At 48.7% G+C, this 18,645-nt stretch carries 16 protein-coding genes and 1 tRNA gene; 7 read left to right on the forward strand and 10 right to left on the reverse strand.

The genetic code is table 11. The annotated features are described in order from the left end of the window. Positions 1-93: 93 nt before the first annotated feature. From NT073_RS24905 to NT073_RS24915, 3 genes are all read left to right on the forward strand, one after another. On the forward strand, positions 94-669 hold the full coding sequence (locus NT073_RS24905; protein WP_297379070.1) for a hypothetical protein: 576 nt from the start codon (positions 94-96) through the stop codon (positions 667-669). Positions 670-813: 144 nt separating this feature from the next. Further along, positions 814-2,190: a peptidylprolyl isomerase gene (locus NT073_RS24910; RefSeq protein ID WP_297379072.1), complete on the forward strand. Its 1,377-nt coding sequence runs from the start codon at positions 814-816 to the stop codon at positions 2,188-2,190. A gap of 154 nt (positions 2,191-2,344) precedes the next feature. After that, positions 2,345-3,307: a MoxR family ATPase gene (locus tag NT073_RS24915; RefSeq protein WP_297379073.1), complete on the forward strand. Its 963-nt coding sequence runs from the start codon at positions 2,345-2,347 to the stop codon at positions 3,305-3,307. Positions 3,308-3,397: 90 nt separating this feature from the next. On the opposite strand, the gene NT073_RS24920 is transcribed toward NT073_RS24915, so the two are convergent. The 3 genes from NT073_RS24920 to NT073_RS24930 are packed head-to-tail and all read right to left on the reverse strand — an operon-like array spanning position 3,398 to position 6,349. Further along, positions 3,398-3,577: a hypothetical protein gene (locus NT073_RS24920; protein ID WP_297379075.1), complete on the reverse strand. Its 180-nt coding sequence runs from the start codon at positions 3,575-3,577 to the stop codon at positions 3,398-3,400. Between the two features lie 59 nt (positions 3,578-3,636). Next, a complete protein-coding gene (locus NT073_RS24925) occupies positions 3,637-4,698 on the reverse strand; it encodes an ABC transporter ATP-binding protein (RefSeq protein WP_297379077.1) in 1,062 nt (353 codons plus the stop codon). Between the two features lie 28 nt (positions 4,699-4,726). Continuing rightward, positions 4,727-6,349 carry an NADP-dependent glyceraldehyde-3-phosphate dehydrogenase gene (locus NT073_RS24930; RefSeq protein WP_297379079.1) on the reverse strand — a complete coding sequence of 541 codons (1,623 nt, stop codon included), beginning with the start codon at positions 6,347-6,349 and terminating at the stop codon, positions 4,727-4,729. Positions 6,350-6,866: 517 nt separating this feature from the next. Between NT073_RS24930 and NT073_RS24935 the strand changes: the two genes are divergently transcribed. After that, a complete protein-coding gene (locus tag NT073_RS24935) occupies positions 6,867-7,034 on the forward strand; it encodes a lmo0937 family membrane protein (RefSeq protein ID WP_012925412.1) in 168 nt (55 codons plus the stop codon). An 86-nt stretch (positions 7,035-7,120) separates the two neighbouring features. Here the strand turns inward: NT073_RS24935 and NT073_RS24940 are convergent, their stop codons facing one another. Together NT073_RS24940 and NT073_RS24945 are read right to left on the reverse strand one after the other, a co-directional pair. Then, positions 7,121-7,546 (reverse strand): response regulator, encoded by a 426-nt coding sequence (locus NT073_RS24940; protein ID WP_297379082.1) that lies wholly within the window; start codon positions 7,544-7,546, stop codon positions 7,121-7,123. A gap of 384 nt (positions 7,547-7,930) precedes the next feature. Beyond that, positions 7,931-8,014, reverse strand: a tRNA-Leu gene (locus NT073_RS24945). A 152-nt stretch (positions 8,015-8,166) separates the two neighbouring features. Here NT073_RS24945 and NT073_RS24950 point away from each other — a divergent pair. Continuing rightward, entirely contained in the window at positions 8,167-10,902 is a 2,736-nt protein-coding gene (locus tag NT073_RS24950; RefSeq protein ID WP_297379084.1) for an ATP-binding protein, read from the forward strand. Positions 10,903-10,950: 48 nt separating this feature from the next. Here the strand turns inward: NT073_RS24950 and NT073_RS24955 are convergent, their stop codons facing one another. Next, entirely contained in the window at positions 10,951-12,189 is a 1,239-nt protein-coding gene (locus NT073_RS24955) for an ABC transporter permease (RefSeq protein WP_297379086.1), read from the reverse strand. Positions 12,190-12,367: 178 nt separating this feature from the next. Between NT073_RS24955 and NT073_RS24960 the strand changes: the two genes are divergently transcribed. Then, the gene (locus NT073_RS24960; RefSeq protein ID WP_297379087.1) at positions 12,368-13,630 is read left to right on the forward strand and encodes an asparagine synthetase B; all 1,263 of its coding nucleotides are present in this window, start codon (positions 12,368-12,370) and stop codon (positions 13,628-13,630) included. Between the two features lie 18 nt (positions 13,631-13,648). Here the strand turns inward: NT073_RS24960 and NT073_RS24965 are convergent, their stop codons facing one another. Further along, complete coding sequence (locus tag NT073_RS24965; protein WP_297379089.1) at positions 13,649-14,719, reverse strand: DNA/RNA non-specific endonuclease; 1,071 nt, start codon at positions 14,717-14,719, stop codon at positions 13,649-13,651. Positions 14,720-14,794: 75 nt separating this feature from the next. Here NT073_RS24965 and NT073_RS24970 point away from each other — a divergent pair, with 75 nt between their 5' ends. Next, positions 14,795-16,021: an NAD(P)/FAD-dependent oxidoreductase gene (locus NT073_RS24970; protein WP_297379091.1), complete on the forward strand. Its 1,227-nt coding sequence runs from the start codon at positions 14,795-14,797 to the stop codon at positions 16,019-16,021. Between the two features lie 21 nt (positions 16,022-16,042). On the opposite strand, the gene NT073_RS24975 is transcribed toward NT073_RS24970, so the two are convergent. The 3 genes from NT073_RS24975 to NT073_RS24985 form a co-directional block, all read right to left on the reverse strand. After that, entirely contained in the window at positions 16,043-16,972 is a 930-nt protein-coding gene (locus tag NT073_RS24975) for a bifunctional riboflavin kinase/FAD synthetase (RefSeq protein ID WP_297379093.1), read from the reverse strand. Next, entirely contained in the window at positions 16,969-17,694 is a 726-nt protein-coding gene (gene truB / locus NT073_RS24980; protein ID WP_297379095.1) for a tRNA pseudouridine(55) synthase TruB, read from the reverse strand. Before truB ends, NT073_RS24975 begins: the two co-directional genes overlap by 4 nt. A gap of 98 nt (positions 17,695-17,792) precedes the next feature. Continuing rightward, positions 17,793-18,638, reverse strand: a complete 846-nt coding sequence (locus NT073_RS24985) for an undecaprenyl-diphosphate phosphatase (protein ID WP_297379097.1) — start codon at positions 18,636-18,638, stop codon at positions 17,793-17,795. Positions 18,639-18,645 lie beyond the last annotated feature (7 nt).

The raw sequence follows: 18,645 nt of genomic DNA on the forward strand, positions 1-18,645 counted from the left end.
ATAATATTTATGAAACAGGCTCTTGCGGGCCTGAAACACAAATATACTAATTATTATCAAATCTGTAATAAATATTACTTAAACAACGTGAAAATGGGAAAAACAACGACATTGACGCCTGAGAAAGAAGCTGAACGGCAGCGATTTCTCGACTTTCTGGGCCCTAAGCCGGATTTGACGGAGATTTCAGAAAAGACGGGTATCCTCCGTCAGACGCTCTATTATATAACGAAGGGTACGACGCTGCCGACCGTGGACATTCACCGCGACATGGCCAAGGCCTACAAGAACTACGATCTGACGTACCAGATACTGGGCATCCGTCAGGAGCCTAAGCCGGTCGATGCGCAGCTACGGGGAATCCAGAACGAAGTCGAGAAGCTGAAGATCGAAAACGAGTTCCTGCGCCAGCAGCGCGACCAGCTATCGTGCGACAAGGCGAATTACTGGAAGCTGCTGGAGAACCTACACGAGGGTGACCGGGATTTCTCCGCGGTAAGTAGCCAAACCACCGACACCTTATTTCCGATGCCGAAAATTGCGATGCCTGCCTCGATCGACGAAATTAATTTCGTTTCAGCCTACACCCTTCGCGGGGAAAAGAAGCCGGTCACGGCTGGGGGCTGGAGATCGGGGATGGTCGACGTACTGGACGCGGTGGAAGTATAGTGTCGGGCTGCTTACCTGAGTGGGCAATTTTGCTCGCCGGTGGTGTTAAAAACAGTTAATTCGGTACGGTTTTCGGTACGATTGGGAAATATCCGCGATAAACCGCCGTTAGGACGCTGTAGATGTGTTTCTTATCTTTAAAACATGAAAAAAGTAATAAGCAGTGTGCTCCTTGGTTTGGTAGGCTGGTTCCTGACCATGCCTGCTTTTGGGCAAGGCCAGGGCGTTAGCCTGAACAAAATCATCGCTAAAGTCGATAATTACTATGTGCTCCGGTCTGATCTGGAAGAAGCGTACCAGTCGTACGTTGGTCAGAACCAGACGCCCCCACAAAAATGCCAGTTGCTGGAGAGCCTTGTCATCAATAAAATGATGCTGGCCAAAGCCGAGATTGACTCGGTTGTCGTTGACGACAAGATCGTTGACAGCGAACTCGACTCCCGGATGCAATACATGGTTCAGCAGTTTGGGTCGGACAAAAACATTGTGGAAGCCTACGGTAAAAGCCTGGAGATGCTGAAAAGCGAACTTCGGTCGCAGGTAAAGGACCAGAAGGTTGTCCAGAAAATGCAGCAAAAGATCACAACGGATGTAAAGGTAACCCCCCGCGATGTACGTCGGTTCTACGACGGCATTCCTAAAGACAGTTTGCCGTACATTCCGGCTGAAGTTGAAGTAGGGCAGATTGTGCGTTTTGCCAAGCCAACAAAAGAACAGAAAGAGGTATTGCGGCAACGGCTGCTGGACATGAAGAAGCGGGTAGAAGCTGGTGAAGATTTCGCCAAGCTTGCCAAAGAAAACTCCGAAGACGTTGGTTCAGCGCAGAACGGTGGCGATTTGGGGTTTGCTAAACGTGGCATGATGGTGGCTCCCTTTGAAGGTGCCGCCCTTAAACTGAAGCCAAATCAACTGTCTGACGTAGTTGAATCGGATTTCGGTCTTCACCTGATTCAGCTGATCGAAACCCGCGGTGCTGAATACCACGCCCGCCATATTCTACTTCGGCCCGATTACAACCGTCTGGATATATCGGGACCAACGCATTACCTGGATAGCCTGCGTACTCTGATTCAGCTTGACTCGCTCAAGTTTGATAAGGCTGCAAAAGAATATTCGGAAGATAAAAACACAGCCGATGCCGGTGGCCTCCTTCGCGATGGACAGTCGGGTAGCAGCCGTCTAGCAATGGATGGCTCAATGGAGTATGCACTGTTCCAAATGCTCGACACCATGAAAGTTGGCGCTATTTCTGCCCCCCTGCCTTACCGTACTGAAGATGGTAAGAGTGCGGTACGAATATTGTACTATAAGAGTAAGATTGCTCCACACACGGCCGATTACACGAAAGACTTCGAGAAATTGCAGGCAATTGTATTGAGTAACAAAAAGAACCGGGCCATTGACGACTGGTTTAAGAAATCTGTTGCCGACGTGTACATTACTGTTGACCCTGAATTTCACGGCTGTCGTATATTCGGCACCACTCAGAATAGTGCCGCTACACTGAGTGGAGGAAATTAATGCAGAATCAGGACGGGGACGCCCGGCGATGAGTTAAGAAATACAGCTTTCCTGCTTTATCTTTTATAATTCATTAGCCTTACGGTGACCCGTTTTTATTTCATCACCGCGCGGGCGGCCCCGTTTTAATTCATCATTTTTAATTGTAAAAACTGTGCCTTATTCCTCGGATGTTGCGGCTGCCGAAGCCCTTACTGCCTCTTATCAGAAATTAAAAAACGAAATCTCGAAAGTCGTTATTGGTCAGGATGATACGGTCCGTTTGCTGCTGACGGCCATCTTTTGCCAGGGTCACTGCCTGTTAGTAGGGGTACCCGGCTTGGCCAAAACGCTGCTGATTCAAACGATTGCCGGTGCGCTTGACCTCGATTTCAACCGAATTCAGTTTACGCCTGACCTGATGCCATCCGATATTTTGGGTTCTGAAACACTGGATCAGGAACGCAATTTCAAGTTTATCAAAGGCCCGGTATTTGCCAATATCATTCTGGCTGATGAAATCAACCGGACTCCGCCCAAAACTCAGTCGGCTCTACTGGAAGCCATGCAGGAATATTCGGTTACGATTGCCGGGCAGAAATATGCTTTAGGTCGGCCGTTTTTCGTTCTGGCTACTCAAAACCCGATTGAGCAGGAAGGCACCTACCCGCTGCCCGAAGCCCAGCTCGACCGGTTTATGTTCAATATTTATTTGGACTACCCGTCGTATCAGTCGGAACTGGATATCGTTAAAAACACAACCTCCGACAAACGGTACGATGTCCAGCGCGTTATTACGGGTGAAGAAATTCGGGAGTTTCAGCACCTCGTTCGCCGGGTACCAGTTGTCGACAATGTAGTTGAATACGCCGTTAAGCTTGTTCATAAGACCCGCCCTAACACCGAAATGGCCGCTTCTGACGCTAATCAGTATTTGGAGTGGGGAGCAGGGCCACGGGCCTCACAGGCGCTCATTCTGGCGGCAAAATGTAATGCCCTCCTGACGGGTAAGTACTCACCCGATATCGAAGACGTTCGGGCCGTAGCGCTTCCGATTTTGCGTCACCGGGTGGTGCGTAACTTCAAAGCCGAAGCCGAAGGCATTTCGGTAGAACAATTGATAAAACGCCTGTTGTAAGTATACGATACAGCCTACAAATCGAAGGGGCCGACTTTGCTAGCAAAGTCGGCCCCTTCGATTTGTAGGCTGTGTTAGATGGCAGATCAATTACTCGTCGTCATCGTCCCTCAGGTTGGTTTTACCCAGGAAGTCTTTATCACCCTCGCCCATACCCGTCGACTTGTCGTCGACGCCGGACGCATCTACATTCTCGGTTTCTTCACTAACCAGATAACCATCCTTTCCAGGAGCCTGAGGCACTCCGGGCGGTTGCTCTTTGTTTTCCATAACGCGTTGTTGGTTTGTTTTCCATACAACGCAAAACAAGCCATTAGGGTTAACACCGGCTAAGGCTTTAGTGTCCAAACGGACTCACTGGCAACACTAATGCCCACCTGCTGCCCAATGCGTAAATCAGTGCGGGTAGTTAACAGACGCAGCAATACATAGCGCGACAGCGCAATTTCCAATTCGTAATGGCTACCCTTAAAAAACAACGCCCGAATAGTACCAACGGCTCCGCCCTCGGTTAGCAAAATCTGCTCGGGCCGCAAACAGATCAACTCATTGGGACTGGCCGAACTGGGTAAGCCCAACGAAGGCAGGTGTCTGGCTTTCAGAATATTGACAGGGCCCGTCATTTGAGCGGCATAGGACGTTAAGGGCTGATGGTAAACGGCCTCCGGCGAGCCAACCTGTATCAGTTTCCCATCGCGCATAATGCCTAGTGAGTCGGCAATGGAAAGCGCATCGGTGGCATCGTGGGTAACAAATAAGCAGGACGTTGCACGTGAACCAGTCAACCTGTTTGCCTCTTCACGAACCATATCGAACAGCAAATCACGCACGATAAGTCGGTTGGGCAGGTCCAGATGGCTAAAGGGTTCATCCAACAGCAGAACAGCGGGTCTGTCGGCAATAGCACGGGCTATAGCGGTGCGTTGCTTTTCGCCCCCCGATATCTGGCGGGGCACCCGGTCCTGCACCTCCGTAAGGCGACACAGCCGAAGTAATTCATCGACCCGAAAGTCGCGGTAGCTCTTCTCAAAAAATCGGAGTGCATACCGGATGTTTTCCCGTACAGAAACATTAGGCATCAATTGATACTCCTGATGTACGAGCCGGATGTCTTTATGACCCGGCACCAGTACTTCTGACGGACCTGCTACCCGTTCATCATTGAGGCTGACCGCTCCGGCATCTGCATCGGTCAGGCCTGCCAGCAGACTCAGTAGTGTGCTTTTGCCGGAACCACTGGCTCCCACAAGCGCCATAATCCGGCCGGGTGCCAGCGTCAGCGAAACATTACGAACCGCCGGAACGTCGGCGTATACTTTAGATAGTTTTGTAGCAGTGAGCATGTAGTCTGGGCCAAGCTCCCGCTTGGCCTGTTGAATTCTGCCAGGCATAAGGCCAAGCAGGAGCTTGGCCCAGACGTTAAAAAATAAAATTCGTGCTTAAGAATGTCGATTTATGATGCTCCACAATATCATTCAAAATCGCTTTGTTGGCGGCTGTATCTTTAGTAGCCACCGCCGACCGGATAGAGAATGACCGCAGGGCATCTTCGACAGACAGGGTTCCTTCAGCGGAATCCTTACGGCCCGTAAACGGAAACGTGTCTGGCCCCCGCTGGCATTGAGCGTTAATGTTTACCCGGCTCACCAAGTTCACCAGTGGGTCGATTAGTCGGGAAATTTCTTCCGTATCGGTGCCGAAAATACTCGCCTGCATGCCATGATCATCTGTAATGAGGTAATCGATAAACTCCTCATTATCATCAAATACTACAACCGGAATAACAGGACCAAATTGTTCTTCACGGTACAACCGCATGCCCTCTTTAACAGGAGAAACAACCGCCGGAACAAACAGCGATGCCACGGTTTCGCCCCCGCCCTCATTGATTATGGACGCTCCACCTGCTTTGGCATCAGCAATAATGTCTGTCAGGTACTGGGTTTTGTTGGGTTCGGGAAGCGGGGTGATCTGTACACCGGCTTCCCAGGGCATTCCGGGTTTCAGCTTGCTTACTTCTGGAGCGAAGCGTTTTAAAAACGCATCGGCAATCGAACGGTGTACCCAAATAATCTTGATTGCGGTACACCGCTGACCATTGAACGAAAGCGTCCCTAAAAGACATTCTTTGACGGCGACATCCAGGTCAGCATCGGGTAAAATAACGGCAGCATTTTTAGCATCCAGACTCATGATCGACCGCAGCCGGTTAAGTTTGGGGTGTTGCCGCTGAAGTTCATCGGCCACGCGGCTAGAGCCAATAAGCGTCAAGACATTTACTTTGCCCGACTGCATGACGGGCGGAATTACGTTGGCACCCCGCCCATACAGTGAATTAACAACGCCTTTGGGAAAGCTGGTACGGAATGCCTCCAGCAAGGGATAATGCAACAGAGAGCCGTGCTTGGGTGTTTTGAACAGAATTGTGTTACCCATCAGAATAGCCGGAATGAGCGTTGTATATGTCTCGTTGAGCGGGTAATTAAACGGACCCATAGCCAGCACAACGCCCAACGGCGACCGCCGTATCTGGCCAATAATACCTTCTTCGATGCGAAACCGCGACGAATTTCGATCCATCGTTTTTAGAGTATCGATGGTATCGTAGATGTAGGTTACGGTTCGATCAAACTCCTTGGTAGCATCAGCAAGATTTTTACCGATTTCCCACATGATTAGGTTCACAACCAGTTTTTTCTGTTCGAGCATCTTCCCGACGAAGGTTTCCATGCAGGCAATGCGTCCGGCTACCGACATTTGGGGCCATTCACCCCGTCCATTATCGTAAGCAGCTACGGCCGCATCCAGTGCTTCTACAGCTTCTCTAGGACCAGTAACGGGAAAGCTGCCTACTAGTTGGCGCTGTAATACTCCATTTTGATCGGGAGTACAGACTGGCGAATAAACGTCAGACACAGGTCCATCCCATTGGCGCATTTCACCATTGAGCAGGTATTCACGCTGGTGAATCGGTTCGATACGATAGTCGGCAGGAATCTGATCTTCCGACGGGAAGAGTTGAAAAAGCGTTGAATTAGTCATTGTAGAGGAGAAAGATGGAAAAGAAACGGAAGCAAACGTCGCCATTCGTTCGCCGAATTCCAACCTTGCCGAAAACAAAGTTGAGGAGTTGTTATCAGGAGTCGATCACAGTAAAGAACACTCTGAACCTGCTGATAAAACATATTTCTCGGCTCTCCCCGCTTCTCTTTGTCCGTCTAAACGGCTGTTCACACCAATAGTGCAGGCATTATCAGCAAGTATCAGGGGAAGTATAGCCCATTTATCTGGTAAACACTCCGATTATATAGCAGTCCTGACCAGTTCATAACCAGCGACTTAAGCATTACTAAACTGACTTATCCTTTTCACGCATCAAAGGCTTATTCTGCGCGGTTTATTTTTGGCCCAGGTATTATTTTAACGTAGAGTGGGGTAAGTGTTTAAGCATTGTGTTCACTGAATTGCTCCGCATTTATTAGCCCGTTCACTCAATTTTCTAAACGTTTGTAAAAACTCCGAGTTAGAACTCCGAACATCTACTAATTAAATAAATACCATGGGCAACTTATTATACACCATTGCAGTGATTTTGATCATCATCTGGCTACTAGGATTTTTAGGCGTTTTAGGAACAGGTATTGCTTCAAGCGGCCTGATTCACGTCTTGCTGGTCATTGCAGTTATTGCTATAATTCTGCGTCTTATTCAAGGACGGGGGGTGTGAGTTAACTCCTTCAGGTAATGCTAAAAAGCCAGAGACGACATTCAGTCATCTCTGGCTTTTTGGTGTAATTACTGATCGATAAGTAATTAAGCGGGCGACAGAGTCACTACCGTTAACCAGTAAGAAAGCAGTATATGAAAGTGTTCTTCCCAATCCAGTAAGTTAAGCGGCTTGGCAATAAACGAATTGGCTCCCATATCATAGGCTCGCTGAATATCGTCCTGATCCTGATGTTGGCTCAATACTACAACAGGTAGGCGAGGATAGATAGCTCTGATATCTTTAATTAGTTGCAGCCCTTTGTCAGGACGGGGCACAAGAAGGTCAAGCAGGACTAGCTGGGGAAACAACTGTTTATCATTGGCGTATATTTCCAGGTAATCTAATGCTTCTTCAGCGGTTGTAGCAAAGACAGGCTTTACCTGGAACTTGTTTACTTGACAACTATAGCCAATAAGTAAATGATGATCGGGATTGGCTTCCACAACCAGCATAGATAAGGATCGATTCACCAATTGATTAATTTGTAGCTAAAACGGATAAAACGACAAAAAAATAACCCGTTAATGCTTAACAGGCTTTCGAAGCAGTGAGATTGGTATAGCGACACAATGGTTTAACTGGGCTTCAAAAGTATTTTAAAATTCTGAAGGAATTCTGAAGGGAAATAGCACTTGGTTCAGGCATCGCCTTGGAGATATATGCGCTGTTAGTAGTTAGAGCCAACCGCCATTTAGGCAATTTATTTTAACCGTATAGGTAATATGCCTACAGCCTTCAGCTGGCAAGGGTAGGAATTCGACACGTAGCCATTCACATTATAGTACAGCTGAGCGCCTTACAAGCAAAAAAGGCTTTAAACACTTGTCGAGCAAGTATCTAAAGCCTTTTTGTTGTACCGGGAGCCGGACTCGAACCGGCATGTCCTTGCAGACAATGGTGTTTGAGACCATCGCGTCTACCGATTCCGCCATCCCGGCGACAGAATCGTCACGCCAAAGCGTGATGCGTTTGTCAAACGTGGGTGCAAAAGTAGGACGCTTATGTGGCTTTTGCAAATAAAAATCAGATATAAAATGAGGTAGTAGGTTTCTTAGAGTTTTTATAAATTTACGTTACTACAACGTTACTCATGACTACCTCAACGAGCCTATCTTCCTCTCCTATCCCTGTAAACCTTTTCGCCAGCTTAGTAGACCATTCACCAAATGGGATAATCGTCTATGAACCAGTGCGCAGCGAATCAAATGTGATTACGGATTATCGGACGGTGTATTACAATCAGAAGGCAATACAAATCACGGAGCATACGCATGAGGAGATGATAAACCTGTGGCTATTTCAGCGGGCACCTTATGCACGGGCGCACGAAGAAAATTTCAGGCAGGTGGTAGAAGCGCAAACTCCATTTGATGTTGAGCATGTCATTCCCGAAAGAAACCGGTGGTTTTCCTTTGAAAATCGTCAGTTGGGTAATGGTTTTTTTACAACCATTCGCGACATCGACGACCTCAAACGAGCGGAGCAGCAACTGGAACAGCAAAACAAAGTACTCGAAGAAACGATTAGCCGTACTCAAGAACAGGAGCTATTGCTTAAAAGTGTGCTCGACACCTCGCCAAACAGTATTATGCTGGAGAGGGCTATTCGGGATCAGCAGGACGAGATTATAGACTTTCAGGTCGTCTTGTTCAACCAGGCAGCGCTGGGGCTGGGGTTGTATTCATCAACGGAATTAGCAACAAAACGGATTAGCGAACTGAATCCTGATTTTGTTTCATCGGGTCTGATGGCAGCCTATTGCAACGTTTTGGCAACAGGGCAGCCCTTCCAGACCGAAATTCTTGCCCCCCGGCTGCATAAACAGCTGGCACTGACGGTTACTCCAATGGATAGTGACCAAATTATTGTTTTATTCGATGATGTTACGCAGATACGGATTGATGCAGAAGCGCTACGAAAAAAGAACGAATTACTGGATGGTGTACTACGTACATCATTGAGTTCGATCATGGTTTACGAAGCAGTTCATGATGCGTCAGGGGAACTGGCCGACCTTCGGGTTGTATTGACTAATGAATCGTCGTTGCGGGCTTCTCACCGTACAAATGAAAATATCATTGGCAAGCTGTTAACATCACTTAACCCTGAGACCAGGACTACCGGCCTTTGGGATCAATATGTGGCCGTTTACAAAACGGGCGAGATTTTTCGAGGTAGACATTATTTCCCCACTTTAGACAAGTGGTTTGATGCAACAATTAGCAAACTTGGCGATGGACTGGTAACAACCTTCAACGACATCACCCATATCTACTCTGTAAACCGGCAGATTGAAGAACAGGCACAGCTTTTCGACGGTGTGTTGAAAAACATGACAAATGGTCTCTCCGTACTGGAGGCTGTACGAGATTCGGATGGTGATCCGATCGACTTCCTGTTTGTTCGGGTTAGTGAAGCTGTCTTACGAGATACAGGCCTTACAAGCGGGCAATTAATCGGAAAGTCTCTCCTTTCCATTTTCCCCGACGCTAAGCAAATACCCCATTGGGACGCCTTCATTGATACGCTGTCGACCGGCGTACCGAAGCATTTTGAATGGCTCTATACGGTAGCTGGAACGAACAATTATACAGAAAACTGGATCAACCGACTCGACGAAAACAGACTTGTATCTGTATACCTAATCACGAATGAACAGAAACAGGCCGAATCGCTGGCCCAACACCGGGCATCTATCTTACAGAGTATTCTGGATGGTTGCCAAACCCCCATTGTCCTGTTTGAGGCAATGAGGGACGAAGCCAGACAAATTGTCGACTTTCGGTATCTGGTTCAAAACGACGCAAATGCCCGTCTGGTGAACCATCCTTTAGCTGAGACTCAGTCGAAAACAATGCTGGAAGTACTACCCTATTTAGTGCCATCCGGTATTTTTGACCGATATATTACCGTTGTAGAAACCGGCCAGTCTCAGCGGTTCGAGCAGTATTATAGTGACGGTGCTGTAGAAGGCTGGTTCGACATCTCCGTTGTTAAACAGGATGACGGCATAGTTGTCGTGGTGCACGATAATACGCTTCTGCGCCGAACGCTTAAACACGCGGAGAAACTGGTGATCAACCTACGTCAGTCGAACCATAACTTAGAGCAGTTCGCCTACATTGCCAGTCATGATTTGCAGGAGCCCCTCCGCAAGATTCAGTCATTCGGAAATCTGCTTATCGACCAATACGGAAATTTGCTACCGGAAGATGGCCGGTTAATGCTCCGCCGGATGCAATCAGCAGCCGAACGAATGAGTCAGCTGATCCGGGATTTGCTCGCCTACTCCCGATTAAGCAGTGAACAGGACCCATTTCAGCCGGTTAGCATTCAGCGGATCGTGGCCGAAATTCTAAGTGATCTTGAACTGGTTATTCAAGAAAAAAAGGCCCTTCTAACCATCCCGAACCAATCCGCTCACGCCTTGATTTACATCAACGGCAACCGAAGTCAGTTGCGGCAGTTATTTCAGAATTTGCTGAGTAACGCGCTCAAATTCGTCTCGCCAGACATCACTCCGGAAGTAATTTTCCAGGTTCGGACCGTTTCTTTCGAAGAGGTCCCTATGCAGGTTCCAAATCGGGAAAAGTCATCCTGGATTGCCATAGATACTACAGATAACGGTATTGGCTTCGATGAAAAATACCAGGAGCAGATTTTTCAGTTATTCGAACGTCTGCACGGTCGGAACGAATACTCAGGTACGGGTATTGGGCTGGCGATCTGCCGAAAAGTGGCCGAAAATCATGGCGGTACCATTATTGTGAAGAGCCGAAAGGGAACTGGGTCTACGTTTACGGTATTTTTACCAACGGTCGATTGATTACTGATTTTATCAGCTACAGCTTTATCAGTATCCGAACTAATTGATCTACTCGTATCGTAATGCTTCGATGGGATCAAGTTTAGACGCCCGCACGGCTGGATAAATACCAGCGAAAAGACCAACGGTAACGCAAACAACGATCCCTAGCCCCATCCATAGCCAGGGCACGACAAAACCACCTTTGCCCTGGCTGACAAGCGTGGCAATCAGGTTGCCAATACCCAGGCCAAGAATAATTCCTCCCAGACCGCCCAGAATACAGATAACGATAGCTTCGATCAGAAACTGCTCCCGAATACGTTTGGGCGTAGCACCGAGCGATTTTCTGATGCCGATTTCGCGGGTTCGTTCGGTAACCGACACCAGCATGATGTTAAGTAAGGCAATGGCGGCTCCCAGAAGGGTAATAAACCCAATGCCAAAGCCACCGATGCGCAGGTAACCAGTAATGTTTTCTGTTTCCTTGGCCAATTCGTCGGCCCGCTCAATATCGAACGAATCGGGCTGCCCCAGCGGGTCCTGCCGCACCAACCGCATTGTGCCGCGGGCTTCGCCAACGGCTTCGTCCTGGTCTGTAACGGTGGGTACCGAAGCCGTAATATCAAACGACAGTTTACGGGTTCCTGCCAAAGCACGGGCGTTATCGAGTGGTATGAGAATCAGCCGGTCGTCGCCCCCTCCCGAAAACCCGCCTTTCTTTTCCAGTACACCTACAATTTTATATTGAGCACCCGATACCCGGATCAGCTGATTGAGTGGGTTGACCTTTTTTTCAAATAACGTACCGGCCAATTCGCTGCCGATTATAGCTACGTTGCGCGCGAACTGTAGCTCATTTTGCGTCATGTTACGTCCACTCTGTAGCGTATAACCTTTTACCGACAGAAAAACATCATCGACACCGATTAACTGCACATTCGGGTTTGTCTTCTTCGAACCGAATTTGGCTTGTGCAGCCCCCGTTACTACGCTCGAAACAGCAATCGTTGCTCCGTAGGGAAACCGCCGTTTAAAGTTAATAGCGTCGAAATAGTCAATAGGAGCATCCTGCCGTTGTATACGCCCACCCCGTCGAAAGGCATCCTGCCGGGCCACAATACTGAATGTGTTGGCCCCCAGCCCGGCAAAACTACTGTTCACCGAGCTTTGAATACCATCAATAGCCGTCAGAATGCCAACCAGCGACGTGATACCAATGGCGATGATAAGGGAGGTCAGGATAGTCCGCAAGCGATTACCCGCAATGGAGCGTAAACCTTCCCGTATGTTTTCAAGTAAATTCATTTAGTAAAGGTGAAAGAGCAAAAGAGCGAATGAGTGAATGAGCGCAATGCGTAAACGTAGGTACGTAGTTTTTACCGCTCTTTCACTCATTCGCTCTTTCACCTCTATTTTCTCGCACAATATTTGTGTATCTTTCGTTATAACAAAACTACCATAAGCATTTTTATCCGGGAAGCCAATGAAACGTCTGCTGTTACCGCTCATCCTTTTTCTCACGCTGACGGGGCATGTGTGGGCCTCTAAAATTCTGATTCCCATGGATGATGCCCAGAAGAATCATTTGAAAGCCTATGGTATTGCTTACTGGGTACTCAAAACCCACGATACAGAAATAGACTGGCTGCTCAATTACCGGGGCGGTTCCTTCATGTTGCCGCAAAGCCAGTCATTCATCAATGAGATGGTTATCCGGGGGGTGAGTTACGAAGTTATTTCCGACGCTCAATCCGCTCAGATCTTATCGGAGGTTACGGCGGCCGATGCCAATATGGATGCGGTGAAACTCCAAAAACCTCCCAAAGTGGCGGTTTACTCCCCGAAAACAAAACAGCCCTGGGATGATGCGGTAACCATGGTCATGACCTATGCTGAAATTCCGTACGATGTCGTTTTTGACGAGGAGGTCATGAATGGGAAACTACCCGAATACGACTGGCTTCACTTGCACCACGAAGACTTTACTGGCCAGTATGGTAAGTTTTTTCATTTCAAAGACCAGCCCTGGTACATTGCCCAAAAGCAGGAAGCTGAAAACATTACCCGCAAATTTGGCTTAACCAAAGTGCCGCAGTTAAAACTGGCCGTCAGCCAGAAAATCCGTGATTTCGTGCTGGGTGGTGGTTATCTATTTGCGATGTGCAACGCGACTGATACCTACGACATTGCCCTCTCGGCTCATAACACCGACATTGTCGATTCGTTCTACGACGGGGACGGCGCAGACCCGAACGCGAACAATAAGCTGGATTATAGCCAGACTATGGCGTTCCGCAACTTTCAGGTCTATACAAACCCGTTCCTGATCGAGTTCTCCAACATCGACAATCAGCCCGATGAGCGGGGCCTGAGTGAGCATAACGATTATTTCACCTTGTTCCAGTTTTCGGCCAAGTACGACCCTATTCCAACAATGCTGACGCAGAACCATGCCAACGTAATCAAAGGATTTATGGGGCAGACTACGGCATTCAAGAAAAATTATATCAAACCAGAGGTAGTCATCCTGGCCGAAAATCGGGCGGCTGGTGAAGCCCGCTACATACATTCACCCTATGGCCGGGGCTTCTTTACGTTTTACGGTGGACACGATCCAGAAGACTATCGACACGAAATTGGTGAAGAACCCACAGACCTCAACCTTCACCCCAACTCCGCCGGTTACCGACTGATTCTCAACAATATACTTTTCCCCGCAGCTAAGAAGAAGAAGCAGAAGACCTAGACAGTGCCTTTACTAACGCTAATAGGTAAACCAGTCCGCTACCATTTCATCCCGGCCTTTGCTTTCCAGCTTACGTTCAAGGTCGTCAGGAATCTTTGGAAAGAAGTCAATTCCGGTTAGCTGTTCGATCCGGTCTACTGGTACGACGAACTGTTTCAGTGACTGATTCGATGGCTCATTATCGAGTAGAAAGCCAATCATCCGAATCTCTGGCTTGTTGCAATACAAAATCACTTTATAGAATTTATCGGGCACACTGACTTCCGTTGTTTTTCCGATTGTGGGCAGTCCGGGTTTGAGTACGGCCCCTGTTACTACGTAAATGCCTTTGTCGCGGATAGCCCAGGTTCGAATTAGCTCCTCCAGTTCTTTCCAGATGCCCCGGTTAAAATCGGGCGCCTGGGGCGTGATGTTACTCATATAGAATGTTTCGCGCATCATCCGCTGAGAGAATTTAAAGTCGCCCGCCGGAGCCAGGTGCCCCCGGTCGTAACCCGAGCGCGTATAGTCGGATGGGAGAGCTGTTCCGTTGGCTACTCCTGGGTCTGGCTTAAACTGCTCATTTTTACGGTCAGCGTCGCCCGTTGTTTCATAGGCCAGCAGCGGATACGCCACCCAGTCGGCATCTTTATACTGGTCCCGGTATCGGAGTGTGTACCCTTCATGACGGACAATTTCATCTCCGGCCTTCACAAGCGGCAGAAGGAAATCGACTTCCTTTTCAAAATCAAACCGAGCATTTCCCGACGAGGCCGTTGACGGTTTACCGTTATAATCACTGGCTTCACTCTCGTCTGCCCTGTCCGACTTCCGGGATTTACCACGCCGTTTATCAGTAGCTTCATCCGTCTGATCCGGTTCTGGTGCTTTGTACGGGTTATCTTCTTTCGTAGCGTCGGAGCGGGAACGACCAATCCCTATTAGCTGTCTGAAATCGTTCCAGAAAGCCACAACAGGTTTGGTTTGCCCACCATAATGTAGAAACAGCCCGATCAGGAAGAAGATGAACAACAGCACAAGTGTATTTCCGCGCAGCCGAAAGCCCCGGCGGGCATACTTTTTTGTCGAAAAACGAGGGTTGAAAAACATAAAAGTAAAGTTACAAGGTTTTTAGCATGCACATGAAGCCGTGAACCGTAAACCATAAACCGCTGTTAAAAATGTATGTCCTCGTTGAATATTGTCGTCATTGGCGGTGGTGCCGCCGGTTTCTTCAGTGCCATTACCGCTGCCGAAACCTTTCCGGATGCAACCGTTACCATTTTAGAAAAGAATCGTACTGTACTCAATAAAGTACGCATTTCGGGCGGAGGTCGCTGTAATGTTACCCACGCCTGCTTCGATAATCGCCAGTTGGTAAAGCACTACCCCAGGGGCGAAAAACCGCTACGGCCACTGCTAAATGTATTCGACGCCACCGCCACCGTTCAATGGTTCGAAAAGCGGGGAGTGCCTTTAAAGACAGAAGCCGATGGGCGTATGTTTCCCGGTACAAACACGTCCGATACCATTGTCGATTGCCTGTTGACCACAGCGCGCCGGTTAGGCATCAGCGTTCGTACCAGTTGTGGAGTCAGCACATTGACACGCGATGAGCAGAACCGCTGGCTTCTTCACTTATACACAGATGAAGTTCTTACTGCCGACCGTGTACTCATAGCCACCGGCGGTTACCCTAGAGCAGACGGCTATAGCTGGCTACCCGAGCCAAGTGATTCGCTGGTGTCGCCGGTACCTTCTTTATTTACCTTCAACGTACCGGATAACCCTTTTCTGCCGCTGGCTGGCGTATCGGTGCCAGATGCCAAAGTCTCTATTATTGGTACTAAACAGGAACAGCGCGGGCCTCTATTAATAACCCATTGGGGCTTTAGTGGACCCGCCATTTTACGGCTGTCAGCCTGGGCCGCCCGCGACCTGGCCGAACTCGACTATCAGTTTACCTTGCGCATAAACTGGACACCTGATTTAAATGAGAATCAACTTAGAGCGGCTTTGCAGGATTTTCGCCAGCAGAACGGGCGAAAGCAGGTAATTTCTCAAAACCCCTTTGCATTGCCCTCCCGACTTTGGCAGATGATGGTAACGGAAGCTGGTATTTCCGAAACACAGCGCTGGGCAGATCTGCCCGCCAAACCCTTGAATCGGCTTACGGAACGGCTTACAAACAACCAGTTTCAGGTGATGGGAAAAAGTACCTTTAAAGATGAATTTGTTACCTGCGGAGGCATATCCTTCGGTAGCCTGGATCCACAAACCCTGGAAAGCAAATCGCAGCCCGGCTTATTTTTCGCCGGTGAAGTGCTGGACGTCGATGGCATTACGGGTGGCTTCAACTTTCAAAGCGCCTGGACAACCGGCTACGTAGCCGGGCTAAATATTGGAAAATAGCGACCCAGCCGCTATAACCTCTTAATTTCCAAGCACTTTCCGTGCGGCTTCCTCATCACGTTTGAGCTGGGCAACCAGAGCAGGCAACCCCTCAAACTTTTGTTCAGGCCGCAGAAATTCCCGGAACCGGAGCGTCATATGCTCTCCGTAAATATCTTTGTCGAAGTCAAAAATATAGGTTTCTATAGTCTGATGCGTGCCCGATACGGTAGGCCGGAAGCCAATATTGAGCATCCCACCCAACGTTTGACCAGCGTATTCGACATCGACGGCGTAGACACCGTTGGCCGGAATAAGCTTCGATGCATCATCGACCTGCATGTTTGCGGTTGGGAAACCAATGGTGCGGCCAAGCTGTCGCCCTTTCACAATCGTGCCAGTCAGGTTGTAGGGTCGTCCCAGAAAGAGATTTGCCGTATGTACATTTCCTTCGTTCAGAGCAGCCCGGATTTTCGACGAGCTTACACCAACCGCTTCTACATCCTGCCGGGGAATTTCCTCTACTTCAAATCCATATTCACTCTGATGAGCCTGTATGTAATCGAACCCGCCTTCACGGTCGCGGCCAAACCGATGGTCGTAGCCAATGACCAGTTTCTTCGTCCCTATTTTATCAAGCAGGATCTGCCGAATGTACTCTTCGGAGGTTAGTTCGGAGAAGGAGCGTGTAAAGGGAATAACAACGAGGTGTTCAACACCCGCCTGATCGAGGAGTTCGATCTTTTCCTCCAGTGTTGTCAGCAGCTTCAGATTCTGACTGTCGTTTGACACAACTGTACGCGGATGCGGCCAGTACGTAATTAAAACCGACTCGCCCCCACTCGCCTGCGCCACCTCCGTCAGCCGCGACAAAATAATCTGGTGACCTCGATGTACTCCATCAAATGTACCACTTGTTACAACGGCATTCGGTAGAGGTTGAATGTCATCGAGGCCTTGGTAAATAATCATTCGTTTGTTGATAACGGTTCTGATGATACCGCCCGGTGCGCTGCAATAAAGGCGTCGAGGGTTGGGGCATCATCTACTCTAAACTCGCCAATTCGTGTTCTGCGGAGGCTGCTCATGTAAGCGCCGTTGTTGAGCAACAAGCCCAAATCGCGTACCAGACTACGAATATAAGTGCCTTTTGAACACACGATACGGAAATCGACTTCCGGAAAGCGTTCTGCATCGACATCGAAAGCCGATACCGTTACCTGACGCGCTTTAATACCTCCTTCAACGCGGTCGGCCGTTTCGCCCCGACGGGCTTTTTCGTAGAGTCGCTCGCCATTTACACGAACGGCGGAGTAGATAGGCGGCACCTGCAGGATCTCGCCCGTTAGCTGTCTGGCTGCTTCCTGTATTTGCTCAGGAGTGATCCCCGTTGTATCGAATTCGGCGTCGAAAGCTGTTTCTAAATCAACAGAGGGGGTGGTTTTACCCAGAACTAGGGTTCCGGTATATTCCTTTTCCTGAGCCTGATATTGGTCTATCTGCTTGGTCATCTTGCCGGTACAAAGAATAAGCAGCCCGGTAGCAAGGGGGTCTAGCGTACCGGCATGACCAATCTTCTTGAACTTACAGGCGTATTTAAGCTTGTTAGCTACGTCGAATGACGTCCAGGTAAGTGGCTTGTCAATCAGGATCACCTGGCCGGGGTCGGGTGTTGGTTGATTTTGTTGTGACACAACTATGTACGGAGAAGCACAGAAATACGTAGAACAAAAGACGAGAAATACCTCTGTATATCTTTATGTTTCTCCCCGTATCTCTGTGGCAAAATAAATTACAAAACGTCCAACTTAACGCCAACTGCCATTAAGCCAAGGAGCAGTAGGCCAAGCGCAATCCGGTAATAGCCAAACACTTTGAAGCCATACTTGTTAAGAAAACCAACAAATCCGCGAATGGCCAGCAAGCCAACCACAAATGCAATGGCATTACCGATCAGCAGCGTCTGGTAATCTGCCGGTTGTATCAGCTTATAGGTTTTCAGCAGTTTGTAGCCCGAAGCGGCTGCCATAGTTGGCACGGCCAGAAAAAACGAAAACTCAGCCGCTTGAGTCCGGCTCAACCCCTGATACATACCTCCGATAATGGTTGCCGCCGACCGGGATACCCCGGGAATCATGGCAATACACTGAAAGAAGCCAATGCGAATGGCGTCAGGTACGGTTACTTCCCCATCTTTAGGCTGGCGATTGATAATCCGGTCGATAAAGACCAGTACAATACCACCAACCAGGAGCGAGATCGCAACGGTGGTAATGCTTTCGAGAAGTGAGTCAATAAAATCATTCAGCAGAAAACCAATGATGGCGGCTGGCAGAAAAGCGATCAGGATTTTGCTGTAGAAATCTGCCATGGGCTGAAGCCGGACGGGCAGTGATTTCAGGTAACCGGGAACAACGAACGTACCCGTACGGGTATCGGTCATAAATCGTCGGTGGTACATAACCAGTACCGACAGTATACACCCAAACTGAACGTCGACCGTGTATAACTTAGTGAACTCATTCCCGGCAATACCTGCCAATGACGAATAAATAATCATGTGGCCCGTAGAGGAAACCGGCAAAAACTCGGTTAATCCTTCAATTATGGCCAGCGCAATAGCGTGAATCAGTTCCATTAAAAAC

The sequence above is a fragment of the Spirosoma sp. genome, assembly GCF_026391055.1.
GTDB lineage: Bacteria > Bacteroidota > Bacteroidia > Cytophagales > Spirosomataceae > Spirosoma.